Origin of the sequence: Streptomyces capitiformicae (assembly GCF_002214185.1) — a bacterium.
Lineage (GTDB): Bacteria > Actinomycetota > Actinomycetes > Streptomycetales > Streptomycetaceae > Streptomyces > Streptomyces capitiformicae.
The window spans coordinates 6,625,900-6,643,822 of the sequence record NZ_CP022161.1 but is presented as its reverse complement, the minus strand read 5'-3'; the positions used below and the strand labels follow the sequence as shown (position 1 = coordinate 6,643,822).

15 protein-coding genes and 1 pseudogene are annotated in these 17,923 nt (G+C 69.6%); 7 read left to right on the top strand and 9 right to left on the bottom strand.

What is annotated here, in order from left to right; all coding sequences use genetic code 11:
* The first annotated feature begins 71 nt into the window (after nt 1–71).
* The 6 genes and pseudogenes from CES90_RS29585 (at nt 72) to CES90_RS29560 (ending at nt 5,971) form a co-directional block, all read left to right on the top strand.
* Complete coding sequence (locus CES90_RS29585; protein WP_189786895.1) at nt 72–3,344, top strand: amino acid adenylation domain-containing protein; 3,273 nt, start codon at nt 72–74, stop codon at nt 3,342–3,344.
* On the top strand, nt 3,338–4,132 hold the full coding sequence (locus CES90_RS29580) for a leucyl/phenylalanyl-tRNA--protein transferase (protein WP_189786894.1): 795 nt from the start codon (nt 3,338–3,340) through the stop codon (nt 4,130–4,132). The genes CES90_RS29585 and CES90_RS29580 overlap by 7 nt, the downstream gene beginning before the upstream one ends.
* Nucleotides 4,133–4,509: 377 nt before the next feature.
* The gene (locus CES90_RS29575; protein ID WP_189786893.1) at nt 4,510–4,764 is read left to right on the top strand and encodes a hypothetical protein; all 255 of its coding nucleotides are present in this window, start codon (nt 4,510–4,512) and stop codon (nt 4,762–4,764) included.
* 34 nt (nt 4,765–4,798) lie between these two features.
* The gene (locus CES90_RS29570) at nt 4,799–5,254 is read left to right on the top strand and encodes a methyltransferase domain-containing protein (protein WP_208921462.1); all 456 of its coding nucleotides are present in this window, start codon (nt 4,799–4,801) and stop codon (nt 5,252–5,254) included.
* 54 nt (nt 5,255–5,308) lie between these two features.
* On the top strand, nt 5,309–5,545 hold the full coding sequence (locus CES90_RS29565; RefSeq protein WP_208921461.1) for a DUF6186 family protein: 237 nt from the start codon (nt 5,309–5,311) through the stop codon (nt 5,543–5,545).
* 59 nt (nt 5,546–5,604) lie between these two features.
* Nucleotides 5,605–5,971: pseudogene (locus CES90_RS29560) on the top strand (DUF6256 family protein).
* 176 nt (nt 5,972–6,147) lie between these two features.
* On the opposite strand, the gene CES90_RS29555 reads toward CES90_RS29560, so the two are convergent.
* Nucleotides 6,148–6,981 carry a class I SAM-dependent methyltransferase gene (locus CES90_RS29555; RefSeq protein ID WP_189787145.1) on the bottom strand — a complete coding sequence of 278 codons (834 nt, stop codon included), beginning with the start codon at nt 6,979–6,981 and terminating at the stop codon, nt 6,148–6,150.
* Nucleotides 6,982–7,035: 54 nt separating this feature from the next.
* Complete coding sequence (locus tag CES90_RS29550) at nt 7,036–7,590, bottom strand: Uma2 family endonuclease (protein WP_149830023.1); 555 nt, start codon at nt 7,588–7,590, stop codon at nt 7,036–7,038.
* Between the two features lie 220 nt (nt 7,591–7,810).
* Here CES90_RS29550 and CES90_RS29545 point away from each other — a divergent pair, with 220 nt between their 5' ends.
* Nucleotides 7,811–8,482, top strand: a complete 672-nt coding sequence (locus CES90_RS29545; RefSeq protein ID WP_189787144.1) for a hypothetical protein — start codon at nt 7,811–7,813, stop codon at nt 8,480–8,482.
* 50 nt (nt 8,483–8,532) lie between these two features.
* On the opposite strand, the gene CES90_RS29540 is transcribed toward CES90_RS29545, so the two are convergent.
* The 7 genes from CES90_RS29540 to CES90_RS29510 all read right to left on the bottom strand — a co-directional run bounded on the left by CES90_RS29540 (nt 8,533) and on the right by CES90_RS29510 (nt 17,852).
* On the bottom strand, nt 8,533–10,083 hold the full coding sequence (locus CES90_RS29540; RefSeq protein ID WP_189787143.1) for an NCS1 family nucleobase:cation symporter-1: 1,551 nt from the start codon (nt 10,081–10,083) through the stop codon (nt 8,533–8,535).
* Between the two features lie 175 nt (nt 10,084–10,258).
* Nucleotides 10,259–11,278, bottom strand: coding sequence for a TIGR03842 family LLM class F420-dependent oxidoreductase (locus CES90_RS29535; RefSeq protein WP_189787142.1), 1,020 nt, complete (start codon nt 11,276–11,278; stop codon nt 10,259–10,261).
* 19 nt (nt 11,279–11,297) lie between these two features.
* Nucleotides 11,298–12,701 carry a dihydropyrimidinase gene (gene hydA, locus CES90_RS29530; RefSeq protein ID WP_189787141.1) on the bottom strand — a complete coding sequence of 468 codons (1,404 nt, stop codon included), beginning with the start codon at nt 12,699–12,701 and terminating at the stop codon, nt 11,298–11,300.
* A 123-nt stretch (nt 12,702–12,824) separates the two neighbouring features.
* Nucleotides 12,825–13,667, bottom strand: coding sequence for a nitrilase-related carbon-nitrogen hydrolase (locus tag CES90_RS29525; RefSeq protein WP_189787140.1), 843 nt, complete (start codon nt 13,665–13,667; stop codon nt 12,825–12,827).
* A gap of 374 nt (nt 13,668–14,041) precedes the next feature.
* Nucleotides 14,042–15,604 carry a PucR family transcriptional regulator gene (locus CES90_RS29520; protein ID WP_189787139.1) on the bottom strand — a complete coding sequence of 521 codons (1,563 nt, stop codon included), beginning with the start codon at nt 15,602–15,604 and terminating at the stop codon, nt 14,042–14,044.
* Between the two features lie 25 nt (nt 15,605–15,629).
* Nucleotides 15,630–16,916 carry an aspartate aminotransferase family protein gene (locus CES90_RS29515; protein ID WP_189787138.1) on the bottom strand — a complete coding sequence of 429 codons (1,287 nt, stop codon included), beginning with the start codon at nt 16,914–16,916 and terminating at the stop codon, nt 15,630–15,632.
* A gap of 93 nt (nt 16,917–17,009) precedes the next feature.
* Complete coding sequence (locus tag CES90_RS29510) at nt 17,010–17,852, bottom strand: nitrilase-related carbon-nitrogen hydrolase (protein ID WP_189787137.1); 843 nt, start codon at nt 17,850–17,852, stop codon at nt 17,010–17,012.
* Nucleotides 17,853–17,923 lie beyond the last annotated feature (71 nt).

The following is a 17,923-nucleotide window of genomic DNA, read 5'->3' as shown; positions in this document are numbered from 1 at the left end:
GGCGGCGGCCTTCCCCCGCGAGGGGTGCGGGTCGTGCTCAGGGGGACTCCGCGCCAGGCGGGAGACCCAAGGTGACGGAACGTGATCACCCGCCGACAGAGTCGGCCGCGCTGTGCGTCGTGTTGCGCAACGACGGGGAGCAGTACGCGATCTGGCCCGCCGATCGCCGGATTCCGGCCGGGTGGCGTCGGATCGGCGGACCGGAGGGCGCCGGGTGGTGCGGGCACTTGGTGGAGCGCCTGTGGACCGACATGCGGCCCGCGAGCGCCCGTACGGAGCGGTGGTCCCCGGAATCCGGGCCGAGCACCGTGCCCGAGCTGGTCCGGGAGCGGGCACGGCGTACGCCGTCCGCGCTCGCGGTGATCTCGGACGAGGGCCGGCTCAGCTACGCCGAGCTGACCGGCCGCGCCGACCGGCTCGCTCACCAACTGCGGGAGTCGGGCGTCGACGCGGAGTCCGTCGTCACCGTATGCCTGGACCGCGTGCCCGAGCTGGTCGTCGCGCTGCTGGCGGTGCTGAGCTCCGGCGGCGCGTTCCTGCCCCTCGACCCGGCGACTCCGCGGCAACGGTTGGCCGGACTGGTCGGGGAGACCGGTTCACGCCTCATCGTCTCGAGCCGCGAGCACGCGCCGATGTTCGCCGGGTGCGAGGCGCGGATCGTCCACGCCGGGGAACCGGCCATTCAGGCGCCGCCGGGGGGACCTAGGCCGGCCCCCCGGCCGGACGACCTCGCCTACGTGATCTACACCTCCGGATCCACCGGACCTCCCAAGGGAGTGATGATCACCCACGGGTCGCTGGCCCACTCCCTCACAGCGGTGGCCCGCGCCTACGAACTGACGCCCGACGACCGGGTGCTGCACGCCGCGGCGCTCGGTTTCGACACCTCGCTGGAGCAGATCTTCGCCCCGTTGATCAGCGGCGCGACACTCGTCCTCGCGGGAACCCATACATGGGCGCCCACCGACCTGCTGAACCGACTCCCGGAGCACGGAATCACCGTCGCCGACCTGACCCCCGCCTACTGGCATCGGATCCTCTCCGTCCCGGACCGCGACGAGAGCCTCGCGTCACTGAGACTCGTCATCGTCGGCGGCGAGGTCATCACCACGAAGGACTGCCGTGCCATTCTGCGCCGGATCCCCGGCGCGCGGCTTGTCAACGCCTACGGGCTCACCGAGACCACCATCACCTCCACGCTCTGCGACCTCAACGAAGAAGTGCTCGCCGCGCCGGACACCGCCGTCGCCCCGATCGGCAGACCCCTGGAGGGGAATCACCTCCACGTGCTCGACGCCGAACTGCGCCCGGTGCCGCCGGGCGAGCGCGGCGAGATCTACATCGGCGGGCCGGGGCTGGCGCGCGGTATCTGGCGGCAACCCGCCCTGACCGCACAGCAGTTCCTGCCCGACCCGCACGGCTCGGCGCCGGGGGACCGGATGTATCGCACCGGGGATCTGGGCCGTCGGCGCTCGGACGGCAACCTGGAAGTGCTGGGCCGGGCCGACGACCAGATGAAGATCCGCGGGTTCCGGGTCGACCCGGCCGAGGTCGAGGCCGCGCTCGCCTCCCACCCGGAGATCGGCCAGGCGATGGTGGTGGCCCGCACGCGCTCCGGCGGCGACCGGGACCTCGTCGCGTACTTCACGCCGACCTCGCCGCCCACCGGCGGCGAGGCGGTGCTGCACGCACGGATGCGGTCGGCACTCGCCGAGGTCCTGCCGGGCTACATGATCCCGGCGGCCTTCCACGCGGTGGAGCGGCTGCCCGTCACGCCCGGCGGAAAGCTCGACCGCAAGGCCATGCCGGAACCCGTGACCGCGGCGTCGCCGACGACCGGCGCCGACGACCGTCCGGTGCCGCAGGGGATGGCCCAGTTGTGGGGCCAGATCCTGGATGTGGACTACGTCCGTCCGCACGACGACTTCTTCGAGCTGGGCGGCAACTCGCTGCTGGCCATGGAGATGCTCGCCCGGACCCGCGTCGTGTTCGGCATCGGGGTCACGCAGATCCGCGACCTGACCCGTTCCCTGCTGCGGTATCCGACGCTCGCCGCGTTCGCCGAGTCCGTACGCCAGGCACGTGCGGGCACACTGGCCCATCCGGACGGCGGGAGCGTCGACTTCGCCGCCGAGACCGATCGGCGCGTTCCGGCAGTGGACGGAGACGCGCCGGCTCCGGATCCCCGTCGCCCCGGCGACGTCCTCCTCACCGGGGCGACGGGGTTCTGCGGCGCGCACATGATCGACGAGCTGCTGCGCAGGACGACGGGGCGGATCCTTTGCCTGGTCAGGGCCTCCGACGACCAGCACGGCATGGAGCGGATCCGCGCGAGCCACCAGCGGTACGTCCTCAGCGATCTGTCCAGCTCGCGCGTCCAGCCGGTCGTCGGCGACCTGGGCAAGCCCGAACTGGGGCTGTCCCCCAGCCGGTTCGAGGAGCTGGGATCGACCATCGACGCCATCTACCACTTCGGCGGCCAGGTCAACTTCATCTACCCGTACCACGAGTTGCGCTCGGCCAACGTAGACGGAACATACGAGATCATCCGCCTCGCCGCCGACCGGGCCGTCCCCGTCCACTTCACCTCCAGCATGGCGGTGCTCGCGGGATTCGGGCCGGCCGGGGTGCGCAAGGTGACGGAGAACACGCCGCTGCGCTTCCCCGATTATCTGTCCGTGGGATACGTGGAGACCAAATGGGTCGCCGAGGCGCTGTTGAAGAGGGCGTCCGACGCGGGCCTGCCAGTCGCCGTCTACCGCCTGATGGACGTCACGGGCAGAAGCGGAACCGGCGTGATGAACACCAGCAGCGAGCTGGCCGCCCTCTTCGACTTCATCGCGCGGACCGGGTTGTGCCCCGACGTCCGGCTGCCGCTGGACTTCCTGCCCGCCGACCACCTCGCCCGCGCCATCGGACACATCTCCACCAGCGGGCCCGCTCACGGCGAGGTCTACCACCTCACCAACCCCCGGCCCACGCTGCTGAATTCGCTCGCCGAGCGCCTGCGCCGACGGGAGTACCCAATCCAGGAGATCCCGTACGCCGAGTGGATCGCCGCTCTGGTGAGGTACGCGGCCGGGCACCCCACCGACCCGATCACCCCGTTCGTCCCGCTCTTCGTCGACCGGTGCGCGCGCGCCGACATCACCGTGAGCGAGATGTACTTTCAGGGCGTTTTCACGGAGTTCACCCGCGGCAACGCGGAACGGGCGCTGGTGAACGCCGGAATCGACATTCCGCCGGTGGACGCGGAGATGATGGACCGCTACATCGACTTCCTCCAACAGACCGACGGCGTCAGGTCGGTGAAGAGCCAAGGGCAAGGGACGGCACGATGGTGAGCCGATGCCCTTGCTGGGAGGCGCTGGACGTGCTGGAAGGGCCGCCCGACGGTCCGGTGGCCTTCGGCGCCGACCTCAGTCCCGCCGGGCTCCTGGCGGCGTACCGCGCCGGGGTCTATCCGTTCCCGGCATCCGACGAGTACACCCGCGCCCTCAACGAGGTGGTCTTCGCCGATCAGGTCCAGGAGGGCCGCATCCGGCTGATGGGCGAGGGTTCGGCCGATCCCTACGCCGTCTCCTGGTGGTCGCCCGACCCCAGGCCGGTGCTGCCCGTCCCAGCCACGCACCTCAGCCGGAGCCTCGCCCGGCGGCTGCGCAACCGGCTGTCGTGGTCGACCAGCCTGGACCGGCGGTTCGAGGAGGTCGTCCGCGAATGCCGCGCCGGCCGTGTCCCCCTGTGGCTCACCGACGAGCTGATCGCAAGCCTGGTCCGCCTGTATGAGCTGGGTCATGCGCACAGCGTCGAGGTGTGGGAGGACGGCGATCTGGTCGGCGGTGTCTTCGGCCTGCGGGTCGGATCTGTCTTCAGCATGGACTCGATGTTCTTCCACCGTCCCGGTGCCTCGAAGGTCGCGGTGACCGACCTCGCGGCGCGCTTCGCACAGGCCGGCGGCGAGCTGCTGGACGCACAGCGGGACAGCCCGCACGTCCGCGATCTGGGCGGCATTCTCGTACCGCGGGAGCAGTATGTGCGACACCTCCGCCGCGCCGCACACGACAGCCTCCCGATGCCCACCGCCACCTTGCCCGCCCACCGCCTCGCCCCGCCGACGGGATCGCCCCGGTGAGCCGGTGCGGAGAATGATGTGGGCCTACTGGCGCGACGCCTTGCCGGGGGCCCGATACTCTCCCGAAACGCCCCGAAGTCGCGTGGGTTCGAAACCTTCCCGCCCTTACTGGCCCGCGTTGGGGCGGCAGGTCCGGGTGCGGGGCCCGGTGACCACCGCCCCGGCGGCGGAGGCGCCGGGGCGGACCTCCAGCGGCCTCAGGGCAAGACGGGCTCAATTGACCAACAGCCGCGGGGGGTGGGTGGACCGCGGGGCCGGGCGGTTCGGACTGCTCGGCCGCTCCGACGAGGGCGCCCGGGTGGCCCCCATCACCCTGTAGCTGGAGGACCTTCGCGCCCTCGTGCAGCACGTGGCCCAGGGCCGAGTCCTTCGTCGGTATGCAGGTGGTGCAGCGCCGCAAGGACGCCAGGGACGAACTCGTCCTCCGGATCGCGGGCGACCCGGGGGACGGGGACACGGCGGGCAAGGCCATCGCCGCCCGGCTCGACGAGATCCGTCCGATGTTCGCCGAACACGTCGAGGCGGGGTTGATCAACCGGCTGACGGTGGAATGGGTCCAGCCCTCCGGACTCACCGTCAATCCCCGTACGGATAAGGCGATTTGGCTCATAGACGAGCTCCACCCACGCTGAAGCATCAGGCACCCCGGACGGGAGACAGCAGCACGTGGACACCACCGGACCACACACGGCCGAAAACCTTGCCGCACGCTTCCACGACGTCGACTCGTCCGGCGTTCCCGAGGACTCCATCGTCTATCTGCGGAAGATGGAGGAGAGCGAGAGCGGCCGCACCGTGCGGGAGGTCACCTACCGCGCCCTGGAGGCCGCCGAGGGCAGGGGAGCGGACATCGGGTGCGGCGCCGGCCGCGCCGTCGCGGATCTCGTACGGCTCGGAAAGGACGCCGTGGGGGTCGACAGCAGCCAGGCCATGCGGCCACCGAACTCCTCCGGCCGCAACCGCCGGTGCACGAACCACTTCTGGAACCAGACCGCTTTCAGGGCGCGGGTGGCGACGACCGGGAGGGAACAGCGAGATGGGAGTGCCTCGGTCCAGGATGGAGACAACAAGCCGCCGGAATTATCCGTGTATCCGACGTTTCGTCCGCATCGTGACGCATGATTGCCCCAGCTGTCCTGTGACAGCCAGTCGGCGCACATGAGAGTGGAGATCGCGGTGACGGAGCATCCGGTGATCGGGTATCTCGTCTGGGCGGTGCTGTTCGGCGCCCTGTTCGCGTGGGAGGGCTTGGCCCTCGTCCGAACAGGTGACGGTTTCCCCACCCTCAGCGACGCCCTGCGTGCGGTGATGCGCTACCCGTTCGGGCGATGGGCGCTGTTCGCGCTGTGGCTGTGGTTCGGCTGGCACACCTTCGTCCGCGGCTGGCACTTCCTGCTCCGGGACGCACCATGACGGCGTTCCGCCGGACGTAGCGCCGTACCGTGCTTCCCCTCCCTCTGAACATCGGGATCATGCTGACCGGCTACCTGCTGGTCATGGGATACCTCGCCCTTGGCCTGCTCCTCCTTCGCCGGCAGAGCCCCGGCCCCAAGGAGGCGGCCGGCAAGCCGGAACGCCGGCTCGCGAAACAACTCGCTCCCGGCGCGACCAGGCCCGGATGGCCCGGCCTGATCCGCCAAGTGCTCGGCACCGCCATCGGCGGATACATGCTGCTGATGGCCGTGGTGGTCGGCTACTACCACGGGGGCGCGCCTGGACCGCCGCTTTCTGGCAAGCGCGTTCACCGGCTCCGCGCTGCTGATCGGGATCGCCCTGCCGGTGTTCTTCACCGCGTCATGGCTCACCGAGCGACAGCGGCGTAAGCACGTTTCCGAGTGACGGTCAGCCGCGCCGGCAACAGCGCAGGGCAACCAGCCGGCCCCGGAAGGCCTGCTGCTGGGCTCCGTCAGCCGAAGAGGGCAGCCCGTACCCCCGTCCGGTCGTGGTGGCGTACCGGTGCGCGGCGGCCAGGAAGCCGCGGTCAGGAGGCAGGTCGCGCGCAGACCGCTCCCAGGTCAGGGAAGCCGTCGTCCTGTGGTCAGCAGATGCCCGCTCGCCCCCAGCAGCGAGGGCTCCGACTCGATGCGCCGGGTCGCCGCCAGGACGGCCTCCCTGTGCTCCGGGTCGTCCAGCCACTCCTCCACCCCGCCCATCAGCCAGGCCACACCCTCGACGCCGTACCGGCCCTCGCACACGAGCCCCGCCTCGGTGAACTCGCCGGGCACCTCGGCCGGGTCGGCGAAGTAGGCGGTGGTGAAGTGCGGGTCTTCGAGCGAGTACCTGTGCCTGCCGTCGGCCGAGACCTCGTCGACGCGGGTGCGGCGTTCCGGCAGGAAGTAGTTCCCTTGCACCAGCGTGTCGTTGAGCCCCGCGAACCGGTTGATCGTGGCCGCGACGACGACCCCACCCGGGCGGACGGCCCGGTGCGCCTCGGCCAGGGCCCGTACCCGGTCCGGGCGTTCGGGCAGGTGATAGAGCGGCCCGAGGAGGAGCACGACGTCGTACGCGGCGTCCTCGGCGGGCAGCGCGCGGGCGTCCCCCTGCCGGGCGGTGACCCCGGGCAGCCTGCCGGCCCGCTCGACGTGCATCGGTACGGGGTCGACGACCTCGACCTCGTACCCGTCCCCCGCCAGCCACTCCGCGTGGACGCCCGTGCCCCCGCCGACGTCGAGCACACGCGCAGGAGCCCCGGGAAGCAAACGTCGCAGAATCTCCTGGGTACGCCAGAACTCCAGCCGCCCGGCGCCTTCTCTGAGGCGGGCGTCCTCCTTGTCCTGCTCGTAGTAGGCGAGGATCTCCTCGCGCACGGAAGGGAGTTGGGGCTCGGTGGCAGACGGTGACTGAGTCATGCGTCCAGGGTGCTGATCGCGCGAAGAGCGCTGCAACCGGTTAACCGTCCGGTGTCAGAACTCCGAAGTGTCGAGTTCCAGGGCGAACGGTTCGGGGAGGGGAACGGGGGCTCCGAACTGCAGCGGGCCCTTGACCTCCGTGTACCCGAGGCGGCCGGGGCTGGCGTAGAGCGTGCAGGACCGCTCCTGGCGGTCGACGAGCAGGTAGAGCGGGGCGCCGTACTCGGCGTAGCGCTTCCGTTTGACGGTGCGGTCCGTGTCGCCGTTCGCCTCCGAGGTGACCTCGACGATCAGCAGCGTCTGGTCGGGGACGAGGGCGTACGCGCCCTTGGTGAGTTCTTTCGGGACGACGGCCAGATCCGGGATGTACCAGTTGCTCGTCCCCGGCAGGTCCAGATTGCCGGAGCCGACCTGGCAGCCCAGTCTGCGGAGCGCGGGGCCGAGTTGCTCGTAGACCTGGTACGCGACGCCTTCGTGGTCCCAGGAGGGGATGACCGGCTGGATGATGCCCTCGATGATCTGCGCCCGTTCGCCCTCGATGTACTGAATCGCGTACTTGAGTGCTGCTTCGGGGTCGGAGACGGCATACATATGCGTCTGAGCGCTCATCGGTTCTCCATGAACATCGTGCCTGCAGCATGATCGCCGCACCCGGTCTACCGCAATCCACCCCCGAATGCCGCAATTCCTCGCACACATCACCCTAATTAGCGAACTCCGCAAAACGGGAGCCATCCACGGGTTCGCACTTTCGCCCCACAGGGAGTCGTGTGACACTGGCGTACCCACCGCCCGGCGGTACCGCCGCCTCGAACCCGAGAAGTGCGCTGTGCGTGATCTCCCTCTGCCGCTCGCCCTCACCGCGCGTCTGCTGCCGGTCGCCGTAATCGCCGTCGGCGGCTGGGCGTTGTCGTCCGGTCCGTTCGCCGCGAGCCCGGCCAAGGAGAACTCCGCACAGGAGTCCAAGGCCGAGCCCGCCTCCACCTCCGAGTCGGCCCCGGCGACGTCGGCGGCGACCAAGACATTCACCAAGGCACCCTCGCCCTGCGGCGGCGTCTCGACGAAAACGGTCAAATCCCTTGTCCCGGGCGCGAAGACAGCCGGCAAGGAGATCGCGTCGACCGACGAGTCCGTACGCCGCACCTGCTCCTGGAACGCACTCAAGGGCTACGACTACCGCTGGCTCGACATCTCGTACGAGATTCACGAATCGGACGAGAAGGCCGAAAGTGCCTACAAGGAGCGCATCTCGGAGAAGAGCGGCGGCGGTGCCGTTCCCGGCGTCGGCGACGAGGCCTACTCGGTGGTGAACCTCACCGCCGAGGACAAGCAGCAGACACGTGAGGGAATCGTGTACGCGCGCGTGTCCAACGCCCTGGTGGTCGTCACGTACAACGGCAGCGACTTCGAGTCGAAGAAGGCGCCCGGTACGGACGAGATCAACAAGGGCGCCATCAAGGCAGTGAAGGAGGCGGCGGCCGCACTGGAGGACTCCCAGTAACTACCAGTAGGGAGTATGTCCTCTTGGGCACGGCCGCCGGTCCACGTCGCTCAGACGGTCTTGGCACGCTCCTTGTGGCCGGCCATCAGCGCCACGTACAGCGCCATCGACGCGGCCAGGCCCACCGCCCAGCCGTAGTCGGCGAGCGGCTTGAGGAACGGGATGAGACCGTCGGCCGGGAACGGGCCGGACGACACACCGTCCGCGGACACGGACGAGTACGAGCCGCCGACCGCGAGGACTCCACCGACGGCGAAGGCCACGATCGCCCGCCAGTTCCAGCCGTTCGTGTACCAGTAGCGCCCGCCGGGCGTGTACAGGTCGGCGAGGTGCAGGACCGTGCGGCGGATGATCCAGTAGTCGGCGATGAGGATGCCCGCGACCGTGCCGAGCAGTCCGCCGACCACGCCGAGCCAGGTGAAGATGTAGAACTCGGGCGTGGAGATCAGCTTCCACGGGAAGATCAGGATGCCGACGACACCGGTGATCAGAGCACCCGTACGGAAGTTGATCAGCTTCGGCGCGAGGTTCGCCAGGTCGTACGCCGGTGAGACCACGTTCGCCGCGATGTTCACGGAGATGGTGGCGACCAGCACGGTGATCAGGGCGAACAGCAGACCGAAGACGTTGTCGGCCTTGGCGGCCAGCGTGACCGGGTCCCAGATGGCCTCGCCGTAGACGACCTCGGAGCCGGAGGTGACCAGCACGGCCAGGACCGCGAAGAGGGTCATCGTGGTGGGCAGGCCGAGGGACTGGCCCCAGGTCTGCGCCTTCTGGCTGGCGCCGAAGCGGGTGAAGTCGGGGATGTTCAGGGAGAGGGTCGCCCAGAAACCGATCATGCCCATCAGGGAGGGGAAGAAGACCGGCCAGAAGTCGGGGCCCCAGCCGAGCTTGGACGGCTGGTCGAGCAGCGCGCCGAAGCCGTCCGCCTTGACGGCGATCCAGATCAGCAGCACGAAGGCGCCGACGATCACGAAGGGCGCGGCCCAGTTCTCGAAGTGCCGCAGGAAGTCCATGCCCCGGTAGATGATCGCGATCTGCAGCGCCCAGAAGAGGACGAAGCAGAGCCACAGCGGCCAGGGGTTGCCCGCGATCTTCCCCGCGTTCTCCCACTCACCGCCGGTGAGCTTGGAGCCGAGGGCGAAGATGCCGGAGCCGCCGATCCAGGTCTGGATGCCGAACCAGCCACAGGCCACCGCCGCGCGGATCAGCGCCGGGATGTTGGCGCCGCGCAGCCCGAAGGAGGCACGGGCGAGCACCGGGAACGGGATGCCGTACTTGGGTCCGGCGTGCCCGGTGGCCAGCATCGGCAGCAGCACGATGATGTTGGCCAGGGCGATGGTGAAGACGGCCTGCTTCCAGTCCATGCCGAGGGCGACCAGACCGGAGGCCAGCGTCCAGCTGGGGATGCAGTGCGCCATGGAGATCCACAGCGCCGCGAAGTTGTACGTCGTCCACTTGCGCTGGGCGACCGGTACGGGCCGCAGGTCCTCGTTGGCGAAGGGGCTGTCAGCGGGGAAGGCCTCGGGGGCGAGCTCGATCCGGCCGCCACTGACGGCGGACTGGGATATCGGCGACCCCGTGGGGACTGTGTCGGTCATGGGCAGGCCAATCAGGGAGGCGGGACGGGAGAGAAAGGCCGTGCGGAGGCCTTGGGCCCCCTCCCCGGGGACGGCCGGAGAGGGGAGTCAAGGTGTGGGGGGTCGGGGGTGGGCGTCGTAGTGGAGCGGAGCGTTCCGGATTGTTGCAGGGGCTGACCTGGGAAAGGAACCCGGGTCAGCCGTTGACAGCCGGGATGACCGTCGTGCCGTACGCGTCGATCACGGCCTCCTGGGCATCGTGCATGTCGTACACGGCGAACTGGTCGACACCCAGCTCGCGCAACGCGTTCAGTTTCTCGATGTGCATCTGCGGGGTGCCGATGACGCAGAACCGGTCGACGATCTCGTCGGGCACGAACGCGGTGTCGGGGTTGTCGGCGCGTCCGTGGTGGGAGTAGTCGTACCCCTCGCGGGCCTTGATGTAGTCCGTCAGCTCCTCCGGTACGGCGGCGGAGTGCTCCCCGTACTTCGACACCAGGTCGGCGACATGGTTGCCGACCATCCCGCCGAACCAGCGGCACTGCTCGCGCGCGTGGGCCAGCGACTCGGGCGAGTCGTCCTCGGTGATGTACGCGGGCGCCGCGACGCAGATCTTCACCTCGGACGGGTCGCGCCCGGCGGCGACGGCCGCGTCCTTGACCGCCTTGACCATGTACTCGGTGAGGTACAGGTCGGAGAGCTGGAGGATGAAACCGTCGGCCTCCTCCCCCGTCATCTTCAGGGCCTTCGGGCCGTACGCGGCCATCCAGACCGGGAGTTCGGCGTCCTCCTTGATCCACGGGAACTTGACGACCGTGCCGCCGAGGTCGGCCTCGTGGCCCGAGCCCAGCGCGCGGATGACCTTCATGGCCTGGCTGATGCGGGCCAGCGTGTTCGGCGTGCGGCCCGCGACGCGCATCGCGGAGTCGCCGCGGCCGATACCGCAGACCGTGCGGTTGCCGAACATGTCGTTGAGCGTGGCGAAGGTCGAGGCGGTGACCTCCCAGGTGCGGGTGCCCGGGTTGGTGACCATCGGGCCGACCTTCAGCTTCGTGGTGTTCGACAGGATCTGGCTGTAGATGACGAACGGCTCCTGCCACAGCACGGCGGAGTCGAAGGTCCAGCCGTAGGTGAAGCCGTTGTTCTCGGCGCGCTTCATCAGCTCGACGACACGCGAGGCCGGCGGGTCGGTCTGCAGGACGAGTCCGAAGTCCATGGCGTCCAGGGCACCCTTCCTAGTTGAGGTACTGGCAGGTGGAGCGGGGCGTGTAGACGCCGTGCCCGGCGTGGCCGGTGTACTCCCGCTCGGTGATGACGAGTTCGCCGCGCGAGAGGACCGTCTCGACCCGGCCGGTGGTGCGTTTGCCCTCGTACGCCGAGTAGTCGACGTTCATGTGGTGCGTCTCGGCGGACATGACCTGCTCGGCGTGCGGGTCGTAGATGACGATGTCGGCGTCCGCGCCGGGCGCGATCGTGCCCTTCTTCGGGTACATGCCGAACATCCGGGCCGGGGTCGCGCAGGCGATCTCGATCCAGCGACGGCGCGAGATGCGCCCGTCGACGACCGCCTGGTGGAGCAGGTCCATACGGTTCTCGACGCCCGGGAGACCGTTGGGGATCTTCGAGAAGTCCCCTCGGCCCAGCTCCTTCTGGCCGACGAAGCAGAAGGGGCAGTGGTCGGTGGAGACGACCTGGAGGTCGTTCGTGCGCAGTCCCCGCCACAGTTTGGCCTGGTGCTCCTTGGGCCGCAGCGGTGTGCTGCACACGTACTTGGAGCCTTCGAAGTCCGGCTCGGCGAGGTTGTCCGTGGAGAGGAACAGATACTGCGGGCAGGTCTCGCCGAAGACGTTGAGCCCCTCGTCGCGTGCCTTGGCCAGCTCGGCGACTGCCTCCATCGCCGAGACGTGCACGACGTACAGGGGAGCGCCGGCCACCTGGGCGAGCTTGATGGCGCGGTGGGTGGCCTCGGCTTCGAGGAGGGCCTTGCGGACCTCGCCGTGATACCGGGGGTCGGTCTCGCCGCGCGCCAGCGCCTGCTCGACCAGGACGTCGATCGCGATGCCGTTCTCCGCGTGCATCATGATCAGGCCGCCGTTCTCGGCGGAGCGCTGCATGGCGCGCAGGATCTGGCCGTCGTCGCTGTAGAAGACGCCCGGGTAGGCCATGAACTGCTTGAAGGAGGTGACGCCCTCCTCCACCAGCAGGTCCATCTCCTTCAGGGTGTCCTGATTGACGTCGGAGACGATCATGTGGAAGGCGTAGTCGATCGCGCAGTTGCCCTCCGCCTTGGCGTGCCAGGCGTCCAGGCCCTCGCGCAGGGTGTGGCCCACGGTCTGTACCGCGAAGTCGACGATCGTCGTCGTACCGCCCCAGGCAGCGGCCCGGGTGCCGGTCTCGAAGGTGTCCGAGGCGAAGGTGCCGCCGAAGGGCAGCTCCATGTGGGTGTGCGCGTCCACGCCGCCCGGGATCACGTACTTGCCGGTGGCGTCGATCGTGCGATCTGCCCTCCAGGCATCGGCAGCGGGGGTGCCGGTCGCCGCCAGCGCGGCGACTCGGCCGTCTTCGATCAGGACGTCGGCGTGCAGTTCGTCCGAGGCTGTGATGACGAGACCGCCACGGATGATGGTACGGCCGCTCATGTTCACGCTCCGTTCGGTTGTGGTCGAGTGCGGGATCGTCGTGGCTGGTCGCGCCCACGCGGCGGAGCCGTATGGTGTTGCAGCCCCGCGCCCCTGAAAGATCGGGGGCGCGGGGAGGCGTTGCTACGGCGCCGTAAGCGGTGCGTATGCGTCCGGGCGGCGGTCGCGGAAGAACTGCCAGCGGTCGCGGACCTCTCGGAGCTTGGCCATGTCGAGGTCCCGGACGACCAGTTCCGTCTCCTTGTCGCTGGCCACCTCGCCGACGAACTGGGCCTCCGGGTCGACGAAGTACGAGGTGCCGTAGAAGTCGTTGTCGCCGAGGTCCTCGACGCCGACCCGGTTGATCGCGCCGATGAAGTACTCGTTGGCGACGGCGGATGCCGGCTGCTCCAGCTGCCAGAGGTAGCGGGAGAGGCCGCGTGAGGTGGCCGACGGGTTGAAGACGATCTCGGCACCGCCGAGCCCCAGCGCGCGCCAGCCCTCCGGGAAGTGCCGGTCGTAGCAGATGTACACGCCGATCCTGCCGACCGCCGTGTCGAAGACGGGCCAGCCGGCGTTGCCCGGGCGGAAGTAGAACTTCTCCCAGAAGCCGGGCACTTGGGGGATGTGGTGCTTGCGGTACTTGCCGAGGTACTTGCCGTCCGCGTCGATCACGGCGGCCGTGTTGTAGAGGACACCCGGCTGCTCCTCCTCGTACATCGGCAGGACGAGGACGAGGTTCAGCTCCTTGGCGAGCACCTGGAAGCGCTTGACGATGGGGCCGTCGGGGATCTGTTCGGCGTACTCGTAGAACGCCTTGTCCTGGACCTGGCAGAAGTAGGGCCCGTAGAACAGCTCCTGGAAGCACATGACCTGCGCACCCTGCGCGGCCGCGTCGCGGGCCGCCTGCTCGTGGACCTGGATCATCGATTCCTTGTCGCCGGTCCAGGCGGTCTGGAAGATCGCTGCGCGGATGACTCTGCTCATCGGGACCTCCGGTCACTCGGTGTGCTGGGGCGGGCGTCGGAAGTCCCGTCGTCCGCCCGAAGGGCGGGCCCGGCGGCGTCGTGGGGGTCCCCCCGCTCGAGCGCAGCCGAGAGTGGGGGAGCGTGCTCTCGGCGTGCCGGGCGGAAGGCCCCGTAGACGGACCGGATGTACTTGGGCTTTCGCCCGGTGCGGCGAGAGTGCGTGCCGGGCGTCGCCGGGCAGACGGGACTTCCGACGCCCGCCCCAGGAGCGTAGGAAGGCCGGAGATCGGGTTTGAGTTGCACGGTGTCACGTCTGCGGGGGTTTCGCGTTCCACGGTGTCATCTCTTCGAGAGCGCATGTTTCACCGGCGTTTTCCCAGGTCCCAGGGTGTTTCAGCTCTGTTGCGCGTCGTGTGCGAGAAGGGCGATGTGGACGGACGCGGCCTGCTCGAAGTCGTCCAGGTCCACGCCGAGCCGGGCCTCTATCGCTTCCAGGCGGCGGTACAGCGCGGGCCGGCTGACGTGGTGGAGCTGGGCGGTGTGTGACTTGTTGCGGCCGGTGGCGAGATAGGTCCGCAGCACCGGCAGCAGGTCCTGCTCGGCGTGCCGGTCTCCGCACAGCAGCCCGTCCAGCTCCCGCTCGGCGAAGGCCTGGACGTGCGGGTCGTCGCGCAAGAGACGGATCAGGCCCCGTAGATGGACGTCCCGCAGCCGTACGACGACGGGCAGGTCGAGTCCGGTCGCCGACTGGGCGACGGCGTCCGCCACATGCTGCGCCTCGCGCAGCCCGGCGGGCACGTCCTCCCACACGGTGCGCGGCTCCGCGGCGGCCACGACGGTCCTGCGTACCCCCGACTCCGACCGCAGCCGGGTCGCGAAGTGCGCGGTGAGGGCGGCGGCGTCCTGGTCCCGGGCAAGGCTCAGCAGTACGGCGGTGGCGCCCTCCGCCAGTTCGGCGACGAGTCCGGAGAGGCCCAACATGCGCAGGACACGGTCGAGTTGGGCCGGGTCGCCGTCGCGGACGACGAGGGGGACGAACGTACGGCGGTTGACCGGGAGCCCGGCGGCCCGTGCCCTCGGCAGCAGCTGCCGTGCGGGCACGACTCCGGAGACCAGGTCCGTCAGCAGGCTCTGCGCGGACTGCTCCTCCCAGCTGTGGGTCGCGCCGCCGAGCATGCGGTGCAGGACGAGCGCCTCGGCGGCCCGGTCCGCGAGCAGCCGCCCGGTGGCCGTGTCGCCGCGGTAGCCGCACAGCACGATCCGGCCCCAGCGCTCCCCGCGCCCGCCGAGTTCGGCGCGGATCCAGCCGTCGCCCTCGTTGCCCCCCGCCTGCCGGGAGACGCGCTCCCAGTCGCGCAGCACGTCGTCGACCGCGGACCGCTCCCCCGCCGTGGCGAGGACGCGATGGGCGAGGTTGGCGACGACGAGCGGACAGCCCGCGTGCTTGGCGATCTCGTCGAGGAGTCGTTGCAGCGGGGCGCCGGCGGTGATGAGCCCGGTCAGCGCCGTCCGTACGGCCTCGGAGAGGCTGACCGCCGCGAACTTGCGCCGTACGAGCCGGGACTGCACCTCCTCCGTCAGCTCGGCGAAGGGGAACGGCCGGTGCAGCACCACCATGGGCAGCCCGCACCGCTCGGCCGCCCGGCGCATCACGTCGGGCGGCGTGGGGAAGGCCCGGCCGAGGCCGAGGACGACCGCCGAGGCCTCCGCGCGGTGCAGGGAGCGGATGTACTCGGCCTGGGCCTCCTCGTCGCCGGCGAGGAGGACGCCGGTGGTGAGGACCATCTCGCCGCCGCTGAGCATCACCCCCACGTCGGCGGCCTCGGCCACATGCACCCAGCGCACGGGCCGGTCGAGCTGGCCGGCCCCGGCCACCACCTCGGGCTCTCCGGCGAGGACCCGGTCCAGGGTGAGGACCTGGCGTACCGACAGGGCGGGTTCCAAGGCGGTGGTCATGGCTCTGTGTTCCTCACATCGGGCGTTACTGAATGCTCCTCAGAGCGCGTTCGAGGGCGTCGGCGCCCTCCTCGGCCTCGGCGACGGTCAGCGAGAGCGGGGGCGCGATGCGCAGTGCGCTGGTGTTGTGGCCGCCGCCCTTGCCGATCAGCAGGCCCTCCCGGCGGGCGGCCTCCAGGACGGCGGACGCCGCCTCCGGGTTGGCCTCCTCCGTACCGGGCTTGACCAGCTCGATGCCGATCATGAGGCCCCGGCCGCGTACTTCCTTGACCTCGGGGACCCGGGCCGTGATCGCACGCAGCCGCTCGATGAGCAGTCCGCCGACGCGGCGGGCGTTGCCCTGGAGGTCGTGCTCGACCAGATAGGCCAGGTTGGCGAGGCCGGCTGCCATGGTGATCTGGGTGCCGCCGAAGGTGGAGATCGAGTTGCTGTCCAGGCAGTTCATGACCTCGGCGCGGGCGACGACACCGCCGATGGACATGCCGTTGCCGATGCCCTTGGCGAAGGTGATGATGTCCGGCGGCCCGTTCTGCCCGTGTGCCTGCCAGCCCCAGAAGTTGTCGCCGGTGCGGCCCCAGCCGGTCTGCACCTCGTCGGCGATCCACAGCACCCCGTGCCGCTGGAGCACCTCGCGGAAGGCCGCGTACAGGCCGTCCGGCGGTGAGGTGAAGCCGCCGACGCCCTGGATGGGCTCGGCGATCAGCGCGGCCGGCGGGCGGACATGGCCGAGCAGGTCCTCCAGGTCGGCGACGCAGGCGGTGATGAAGTCGGCGTCGCTGAGATCGGCGTACGGTCCACGGGTCCGGACGCCGCCGTGCACGTACAGCGTCTGGAGCGGGGACAGCGAGGTCGGCGACCAGCCCTTGTTGCCGGTGATGCCGACCGCGCTGAACGAACGGCCGTGATAGCTGTTGCGCATCGCCAGGATCTGGTTGCTCCGCCGGTACGCCGTCGCCAGCAGCAGCGCGGTGTCGTTGGCCTCGGTGCCGGAGGTGGTGAAGAAGACGCGGGCGTCCGGGATGCCGGACAACTGCGCGATGCGCTCCGCGAGTTCCACCATCGGCCGGTTGAGGTAGAGCGTGGAGGAGTGGATGATCCGCCCGGCCTGCTCGCTCACCGCCTTGGTGACCTCGGGCAGCGCGTGCGCCGTCATCGTGGTGAGGATGCCGCCGAAGAAGTCGAGGTACTTGTTGCCCTCGGCGTCCCAGACGTGGCGGCCCTCGCCGTGAGTGATCTCCATCGGGTCGGCGTAGTAGAGCGCGAGCCAGTCGGGCAGCACGGCCTTGTGACGGCCGAGCAGTTCGTCGGTCACGGCTGCACCACTCCTTTCACTGCTGTACGGGTACTGCGTATGTCACGACGGTACGGCCGGGCCCGTGCCACGGCTGCACGGATCGTGCCCACGTCACGGCCGGACGAGTCCTTCGTACGCGTCCGGCCTGCGGTCCCGGTAGAACGCCCACAGCGTGCGTACTTCCTCGACGAGGTCGAAGTCGAGGTCCCGTACGAGGAGTTCCTCGTCCTTGTCGCTCGCCGTGTCGCCCACGAACTGGCCGCGCGGGTCGACGAAGTACGAGGTGCCGTAGAAGTCGTTGTCCCCGTACTCCTCCACGCCGACCCGGTTGATCGCGGCGACGAAGTACTCGTTGGCGACGGCGGCGGCCGGCTGTTCCAGCTTCCAGAGATGGGAGGAGAGGCCGCGATGGGTGGCCGACGGGTTGTAGACGAGCTGGGCGCCGTTCAGGCCGAGCTGGCGCCAGCCCTCCGGGAAGTGGCGGTCGTAGCAGATGTAGACGCCGACCTTGCCGACCGCCGTGTCGAAGACCGGCCAGCCGAGGTTGCCGGGTTTGAAGTAGTACTTCTCCCAGAAGCCCTTGACCTGGGGGATGTGGTGCTTGCGGTACTTGCCGAGGTAGCTGCCGTCGGCGTCGATCACGGCGGCGGTGTTGTAGTAGAAGCCGGACTGCTCGACCTCGAAGACGGGGACGACGATCACCATGCCGATCTCACGGGCGAGCTCTCGCATACGGGTGACGGTCGGCCCGTCGGGCACGGGTTCCGCCCAGCGGTAGTGCTCGGGCTCCTGGACCTGGCAGAAGTAGGGCGAGTTGAAGACTTCCTGGAACCCGATCACCTTCGCGCCCTGCCTGGCCGCCTCACGGGCGTGCTCGATGTGCTTGGCGACCATGGACTCCGTGTCACCGGTCCAGGTCGCCTGGACCAGGGCGGCGCGTACGACGTTGGCCATTCCAGCTGCTCCTTCGACGGGGAGTCGGTGAGCCTTTACCAGCCTCTACGCCCGTAGACGCAGGCCGTAGA